This is a genomic window from Actinoplanes sp. NPDC051411, from assembly GCF_040682075.1.
Lineage (GTDB): Bacteria > Actinomycetota > Actinomycetes > Mycobacteriales > Micromonosporaceae > Actinoplanes.
The window spans coordinates 1-6,962 of record NZ_JBFBAD010000249.1 but is presented as its reverse complement, the minus strand read 5'-3'; the positions used below and the strand labels follow the sequence as shown (position 1 = coordinate 6,962).

General features: G+C 62.7%; 9 protein-coding genes. 7 read left to right on the top strand and 2 right to left on the bottom strand.

The window, feature by feature from the left end; genetic code table 11:
- Positions 1-693: 693 nt before the first annotated feature.
- Positions 694-1,089: an excisionase family DNA-binding protein gene (locus tag AB0M88_RS52645; RefSeq protein ID WP_364116012.1), complete on the top strand. Its 396-nt coding sequence runs from the start codon at positions 694-696 to the stop codon at positions 1,087-1,089.
- Between the two features lie 98 nt (positions 1,090-1,187).
- Positions 1,188-2,156, top strand: a complete 969-nt coding sequence (locus AB0M88_RS52640; RefSeq protein WP_364116009.1) for a DUF3039 domain-containing protein — start codon at positions 1,188-1,190, stop codon at positions 2,154-2,156.
- 357 nt (positions 2,157-2,513) lie between these two features.
- Here the strand turns inward: AB0M88_RS52640 and AB0M88_RS52635 are convergent, their stop codons facing one another.
- Positions 2,514-2,966 (bottom strand): PIN domain-containing protein, encoded by a 453-nt coding sequence (locus tag AB0M88_RS52635; RefSeq protein WP_364116006.1) that lies wholly within the window; start codon positions 2,964-2,966, stop codon positions 2,514-2,516.
- Positions 2,924-3,145 (bottom strand): type II toxin-antitoxin system VapB family antitoxin, encoded by a 222-nt coding sequence (locus AB0M88_RS52630; protein WP_364116003.1) that lies wholly within the window; start codon positions 3,143-3,145, stop codon positions 2,924-2,926. The genes AB0M88_RS52635 and AB0M88_RS52630 overlap by 43 nt, the downstream gene beginning before the upstream one ends.
- Before the next feature lie 316 nt (positions 3,146-3,461).
- Between AB0M88_RS52630 and AB0M88_RS52625 the strand changes: the two genes are divergently transcribed.
- From AB0M88_RS52625 to AB0M88_RS52605, 5 genes are all read left to right on the top strand, one after another.
- A complete protein-coding gene (locus AB0M88_RS52625; RefSeq protein WP_364116000.1) occupies positions 3,462-3,818 on the top strand; it encodes a type II toxin-antitoxin system RelE/ParE family toxin in 357 nt (118 codons plus the stop codon).
- Entirely contained in the window at positions 3,815-4,102 is a 288-nt protein-coding gene (locus tag AB0M88_RS52620) for a helix-turn-helix transcriptional regulator (protein ID WP_364115997.1), read from the top strand. Before AB0M88_RS52625 ends, AB0M88_RS52620 begins: the two co-directional genes overlap by 4 nt.
- A gap of 1,478 nt (positions 4,103-5,580) precedes the next feature.
- Positions 5,581-5,721 (top strand): hypothetical protein, encoded by a 141-nt coding sequence (locus AB0M88_RS52615; protein WP_364115994.1) that lies wholly within the window; start codon positions 5,581-5,583, stop codon positions 5,719-5,721.
- Between the two features lie 305 nt (positions 5,722-6,026).
- Positions 6,027-6,302, top strand: coding sequence for a type II toxin-antitoxin system prevent-host-death family antitoxin (locus AB0M88_RS52610; RefSeq protein WP_364116015.1), 276 nt, complete (start codon positions 6,027-6,029; stop codon positions 6,300-6,302).
- On the top strand, positions 6,299-6,556 hold the full coding sequence (locus AB0M88_RS52605) for a Txe/YoeB family addiction module toxin (RefSeq protein WP_364115991.1): 258 nt from the start codon (positions 6,299-6,301) through the stop codon (positions 6,554-6,556). Before AB0M88_RS52610 ends, AB0M88_RS52605 begins: the two co-directional genes overlap by 4 nt.
- Positions 6,557-6,962 lie beyond the last annotated feature (406 nt).

Below are 6,962 nucleotides of genomic sequence, written 5' to 3'. Positions count from 1 at the left end.
TGCGCAGCCCGATCGAGTTCGAGAAGCTCCACACCCCGTCAGATCACGACCGTTGACCCCACACCTCGGGTGTCCGGCATACGGGGGAATCTCAGAACGCGTCAGACCTTCCGACAACGGGCGGCCCGCAACAGCGACAGGGTGGTTCGCATGGTGCAACGTTCGGCCCACTCCACTTACCTGGGGGCGACCCCCAGACCCCACGTTACGGTGGTGGCGCTGGGCGGGTCGGCGACGGGCCGTCGTCGGTCGCGCCTTTCCGTACGCGGCCGGCAGCTCGGCCGTTCTCCTGAGTCCGGCGGAAGCTGCAGTCTGCGATGACGGTGGCCAGTGGTGTTCGCGGATGCGGGCGAGCCTGGCGGGTGGCGGTGCTGGCGGCTTGTTCTCGGGTGCGGTCAGCGTGGTGGTGCACCGGTTTGTCATCGGGACGCAGCCGATGTCGGATTCAAGCGTTTAGCTAAGGTCAGTCCGTAGGATTGTTCACGTCGAATCGGGGTCATAGCCTGGCTGACTGTTTCGTCAGCTGGAGCTTCCAGCAATCTTGCGTCGGACCAGCACTCACCCGGACTTCGGTTCTTGAAGTCCAGCTCGGATGCTCTGGACGCTTGCTCAGACAGATCTGCGGCTGGTAGCATCTGTGACATCTACGATATCTATGACATCTGCATCGACCAGCCGACCCGTGGGTGAGCCATGCGTGCGATCGACACCTCCCATGTTCCTGCCGAGCAGTTCAACCAGCTTGAGCTTGCTGCTGCCGAGATCTCGCCGGAGATGCTCGACGTCATCCGTGCGCTTACCGAGTCCATTCGTGCGGGCGCCGAGATCACTGCGTTCGAGCCGACCGCCACGCTGACGCCGAGTGAAGCCGCTGATCGCCTTGGCATGAGTCGTGCACACTTGTACAAGCTTCTTGACCGAGGCGAAGTCGCCTTCGATCGAGTCGGCCGGGATCGGCGCATCCCGTTCACCGAGGTCATCAAGTTTGAGGAGCGCCGCCAGCGTGACCGTCGCGAGCTCGCCGAGCGTTTCGCGCGACAGCAGCAGAGTCGTGCCGCTGCGATTGACGAACTTTCCGACCTGCTCTGAATCGGCCGTTCGGCTGGGGCGTCGCAGGCGTTCCCAGCCGGCGCCGCCGGGACAATGGCCCGGTGGAATCCCGACGGGCACGCCCTACCCTCCGAGTCTTGCAGGATGATCTACGCGACGGATGGAAGTCGCCCCACGTTCAGCCGGGGCCCGGCGTTGGAGGACTCGACCCACTTTCTCCCCTGAGCGAGTTGCCGCATCCGATCGTCCAAAAAGCGCGGGAGAGCTTCGGCGACGACCCGCAGCAGGACAACTACGTCGGGCCGGTAAAGAGCTGCACTCGATTCACGCTACTTGAGATTAAGTCTGGTCAATGGCGTGGCGGCGTTTGGATCGATTCCGACACTGGGACGTGCTGGCTGGTTGCCGCTGGGCTCGCCAAAGGCGGCCACCAAGACCGGGATGACTTCTATGAGCGTGTGAAACGGGCCGACAACTCGGGCGAGATCGACAAATGGCTCCCCACCGACGTCGACCGTCGGCAGTTGAAGCGCGAGACAGCGGCGAGGTTATTGACAGACTGGGAACTGCAAATACAGCGATTCGTCTTGGAGGCCATGCGCTTGGTCGCCGACGGCGGAACTGCGGCCTTCATCATTCCGCACCCGAAGGACCCTGCGAGGCGATTCGGAGAGTTCAGGGTGACCGTTGAGCAAGTACACGAACCAGGCTTCGAGCGCGAAGAGACAGTAGTTGAGATCGACCTCGAGAAGGAGTTCCGGACGTCTAACCTGGGCTGGCAGGCCACGATACGCGGGCTGATCTCGATCAGCCCGCCCGAAACAAGCTGGGATCGCTTCGGTGACACTTACTCGACGATAGACGAAGTGGGAAGCCACGCCCTTCGCATCGATCAGCTTCAGAAGATTACCGATGAAGGCCTGGTCGCGCAGTCGAATCCAAACGACAAAGCCCACTACACGCATCGACGAAATCTCGCTCTGAGTTCGGTTGCCGGCCGCGGTGTCAGGTCGATGTGTGGTGTCTATTTCGTCCCTTACCGGGATCATGGATCCTTGCCCAAGTGCCCAGTCTGTGAAGAGCGCTACAACGATCTACCTAAATGATCCGGGTCGTCGAGTCGGCGCCCGCGGTTGCTCGATGCCCGACGTCTGGTGTCATCTTCGCCGCGAGCTGGCCATATGGCCCTGTAATGGCAGGCCAGCGACGACTGCTGGACGGTTCGCATGGTGCAACGTTCGGCCCACCGTCCTCACCTGGGGGCGACTCCAGACCCCACGCTATGGTGGGCGCGCTGGGCGGTACGCCCACGCGAAGCCTTGGTCGCGCGCTGTTCCAGTAGAAGATCCCTCTGCCGACCGCCTACTTTCCCTTTGCCGAGCCGCCGTCGGCGATGACGTGCGCTTCCACAACGGTGATGATTCGGGGTTTCGGGCTGTGCCTGCATGGCATCGGGCGGAAGGTCAAGGAAGCGAGTGGACTCGTCGCTCGGCGAGGTCGGGGAGGTGCCGCGCGGCCGTTGCGAAGTCGTTGTCGTCGTGCAGAATCACGAGTCCGCGGACGGCGGCGCAGGCGCAGATCAGCAGATCCACGCATGACAACGCGCGGTGCGCGCCGGAACGCATCAGACGGTATTGAGCGGACTCCACCCATTGCCACGTCGACTTAGGTACCGGCACGTCGGGATAGAGGTCAGCGAACATGGAAGTCATCTGTTCGTACTCGTCCAGGTTGCGGGCTGAACGGCGAAACTCGGTGCGCTGCGGCTGGCATGATCCGATGGCGTGATCGGAGATGACGTCGGCCCAGCCGGCCCGTACGTCCGGATCGCGTAGCAGCCGCCACAGGGCCGACGAGTCGGCTAAATAGCGGATCACGCAGCGGGCGCCTTGCCGGCTGCGTGCATGTCCTGCCATCCTTCGTAGTCCCACGTCTGAGCTGCGGCAGCGTAGTGATCGAGCGCTGCGATGCGGCGGTGACGGGCTGCATACTCCTGCAGGGCGAGGTTTACCGTCTCTTTCTTGCTGCGAGCGCCGGAGAGCCGCATCGCCTCGGCCAGCGCGTCATCATCGAGATCGATCTGTGTGATGGCCACGACAACCCCCTGTTGGTGATGTACAAAGCGTCTGTACATCACCAACATAGCAGGCAATGCACCGTGGCATCTGCCTGGCAGCAGAGACGCCGCCCGTCCGCGCCTCCGATTGCTCACTCAAAGCGTTCAAAGCGCCCCACTAATGTCCCGCGAGCCGGCAAAACGCCCAGGAATCGGCCTTCCGGCGAGTGCAGTAGGGCGGTTCGCATGGTGCAACGTTCGGCCCACCAAGGTGCTGGCCTGCGGTCGTCTTGACTGGCTCTTGCCATTGCACGAACCCGGCGTTGGGTCGGTTTGATGATATAGCATCGCTGCTATGCCTTGGGGTGCTGTCGAGCTTGAGCCGGAGGTGGAGAAGTGGCTGGAGCGTCTGCCGACCGCTCAGTTCGCCCACGCGGCGTTCTACGTCGATCTGCTCGCCGAGCAAGGACCGCTGCTGGGTGAGCCTTACACCAAGCAGCTCGATCGGAAGCTGCGGGAGCTGCGGTTCCACCTGGAGCGACGGTCGGTTCGGATTACCTACTGGATCGCGACTGACCGGAGGATCATCCTGTTGACGGTCTTCCACAAGACGCGCATGCGGGACGAGCGGGAGATCGATCGAGCACGCCGGGCGTTGGCCCGGTGTATCGACGAGGCGCACGAGGCTGTGGACGAGGAGGTCGGGTCATGAATGAAAGTGGCGGTTGGGCCGCGATGCGGGAACGGCGGATGGCTGAGCCAGGCGCCTCGGAGGCGTACGACGCTGCGCGTTTGGCTTTTGAACTCGGCCGTTCCGTTCGGGATCTTCGTGAGCGCAGGGGCTGGAGCCAGGCGCAGTTGGCGAGGGCGTCAGGGATGACGCAGTCCGCGGTTGCTCGATTCGAGGCCGGCGGAACGGTTCCTACCTTGCCGGTACTGGAACGACTGGCGACAGCATTGGACGTGCGACTCAGGGTGGGCTTCGAAGCTGCTTGAGTATGCGGCGAACCCCGTCAACGACAGCGCACACCGCGACGCTCCTGAACTGGAACGTACGGGGATCGGGCCAATCGCTGGCCGTCCAGCCGATCGATTGACACATGAGTCATTACAGGTAGTTGATTGGATATATACCCTGCGCAACTATCGACATGGATCTATCGAAAGGATGGCCATGTCGTCCGAAACCCCGGGAGATGTCCCCACTACTCCGTGGAGCCCTCCGGATCCAGCCCAGCTGCCAGATTTCCGGACCCCGCACTGGCTGCACAGATGCAGACATCCTTCGAGATCTCGCGTACCGCGCAAGCAATCATGAGCAGCCGAGGGTTCGATAGTTCCTCCGTCACGGGATCCGGAGGAGGCTGCTCGAATTCTTTGCGAGCAGGAGCATGCGAGGCTGGCTGAGGCGGCGCTTTACGCCGTAACGACTGAGATGACCCGCTTGGCAGTGGTAGCGGGAGAATCTTTGCCTGACTTCCATCTCGAACCAGAGGATGTCCCGTCGCCCGCGGGCTTCATGGTGTTCGAAGATCCAATCGGCTCGTACATCAATAATGACGGTCCCGCTCCAGAGCGATTCCCCATCGTTGCTGTCAGTTGGGGCCAACATAGTCGGCCAGGGCTGCCTCGCGGCGGATTGTGGATCACCTACTACACGCCGGTTGACCTCGATGGCCTCGAGCGGCAAGCCGCTCAGATCGCTGGTCGGCCGCTTCGCCAACATGAGCGTATGCGAATCCGATCGCTCTCTGGTCCTTTGAACTGGGACAACGAGGCAGTGATCGGCTATGGCAGCGATCAGAAGGCGGCATATAAGCCAGGTGCTAGCCATGATGCGAAACTCGATGTCTTTGCTCCCTGGAGCCAGGTGCTACGGGCGGCGTGGCTCCTCATGAGCCAGCCCCATGTTGCGGACATCCAGCAGCTAACGCCGAGTCGAGCTGTTCGGCGCAGAGCGCAGCGTGCGGGGCTCGACGTGCAAGGGGTTCGGGTGATACACCTTCGACGTCTGCAGCGAGATCATGGTGCGCCGCAGGATGCCATGGACGGCCGTGAGTACACGTGCCGGTGGATGGTTCGAGGCCACTGGCGCCAGCAGTGGTATCCAAGTCGTCAGGTACACCGGCCGTCTGGATCAATCCGCATATCAAGGGTCCTGACGGCAAGCCGTTAAGAACTGGGGAAACCGTGCATTTGTGGGATCGTTAGGAGTGCCCGGTCCGGTCTTGGCTACGGCGTGAGCTGGTCAGACGTTCTGGCAGCGGCTGTCCGGGAACGGTAGTCGGGCGGTTCGCATGGTGCAACGCTCGGCCCACTGGACTTCCCTGGGGCGACCCCCAGACCCCGGTGCGGTGGTCGCGCTTGGCGTCCGGCGCCGAGCCGTCTCGGCTCGCGCTCTTCCCGTACGTGACGAGCACTTCCAGTCGGCTGATCCCGCATCGGCGGCGCACCTACGTTCCTCGCGAGCAGGTATGGCCGCCGTCGCGGATCTCATCATCGCCCCGGTCGCGGCCGTCAATCGGCTGCCGCTGTACACCACCAAACCCCACGACTTCGTCGGACTGGACCCGCTGGTCAGGGTCGTAGCCGTACCGCGGCTGGACGGCCTGTGAACCCAGCGGTCGGTGTCTGGCAAACGGCTTACCCGGGCAACGAGCGCCCGGCGCTCGCTCCTGCCACGGCTGCCCGCAGCGGGACAGTTGCACGCCGTTCGGTCGGTGGAGCTTGTCGGCAAGCTTGGCCGTCGGCCAGGGTTGCTGAGCGACTATAGTCATGAGCCGTGATCGGACATCTGGGTGATGAGGGCGAAATTCGCAAGCCGGCGGGGCCGTCGCGGGTGTCTCGCGGTCGCGTGTCCGAGGTAGCAGGAGGGCAAGCTTGCAAGTACAGTTTTCTGTACATCGTCAAGGGGGCGGCCATGCGGACAGTCAACTTCACCCAGCTGCGTCAAAACCTCGCCGCCGAGCTCGACAGCGTTACTGACGACGCGGAGGAACTCGTCGTGACCCGCTCGGGACACGAGCCGGTCGTCATCGTGCCCTTGGCCGAGTATGAGTCGATGAAGGAGACCGAATACCTGCTCCGGAGCCCGGGTAACGCGGAGGCATTGCGCCGGTCCATCGCGGAGCTGGATCGCGGCGAGGGCGTCGAACGGACGTTGGTCGACCCGGCGGCGGCGCAGGACGTCGCGTGAGGCTGATCTTCTCGGAGACGGCTTGGTCGCAATATCTCAGCCACACGGATCGAAAGTTGATCAAAAGGATCAACGATCTGATCGAGGACATCAGGCGTAACGGCTACAGAGGCATCGGCAAGCCCGAGCCACTTCGTGGTGAACTCTCTGGTCTCTGGTCTCGGCGGATCGATCAAGAACACCGGCTCGTGTACCGGATCAAGGACGGTGACGTCGAGATCGTCGCTTGCCGTTACCACTACGGCAACCGTTAGACGTTCATCGCCGCTCATGTCGTGGGCTGTTGAAAGATTTCGGCAGTGGTTCTCCGGCGACGGCAACGCAGCGGTTCGCATGGTGCAACGTCCGCCCCACCATGAAGCTGACCTGCGCCTTTGCGTGAGGCATTGCGGGAACCGATCATGGCCCCGTCCGGTTGCGCCGCGCTGCGCCTTTGGCCTTATACCGCGTCATGTCTGGTAGAAGGCTGGGAACTCTAGCTGCGCCCTGGATGTTCCTTGTTAGTTTTGACGGCTGTGACCGGCCGAGCCAGTACACCGCATGGTGGAACGGGCGACGATCTGACATGTCGGCGCTCACGGAATTCCCCACCTGTAGCGGTCTGACGCTCACGTAATTCCCCACCCCGTCGCTCACGTAATTCCCCAGGTGGGATAGCTG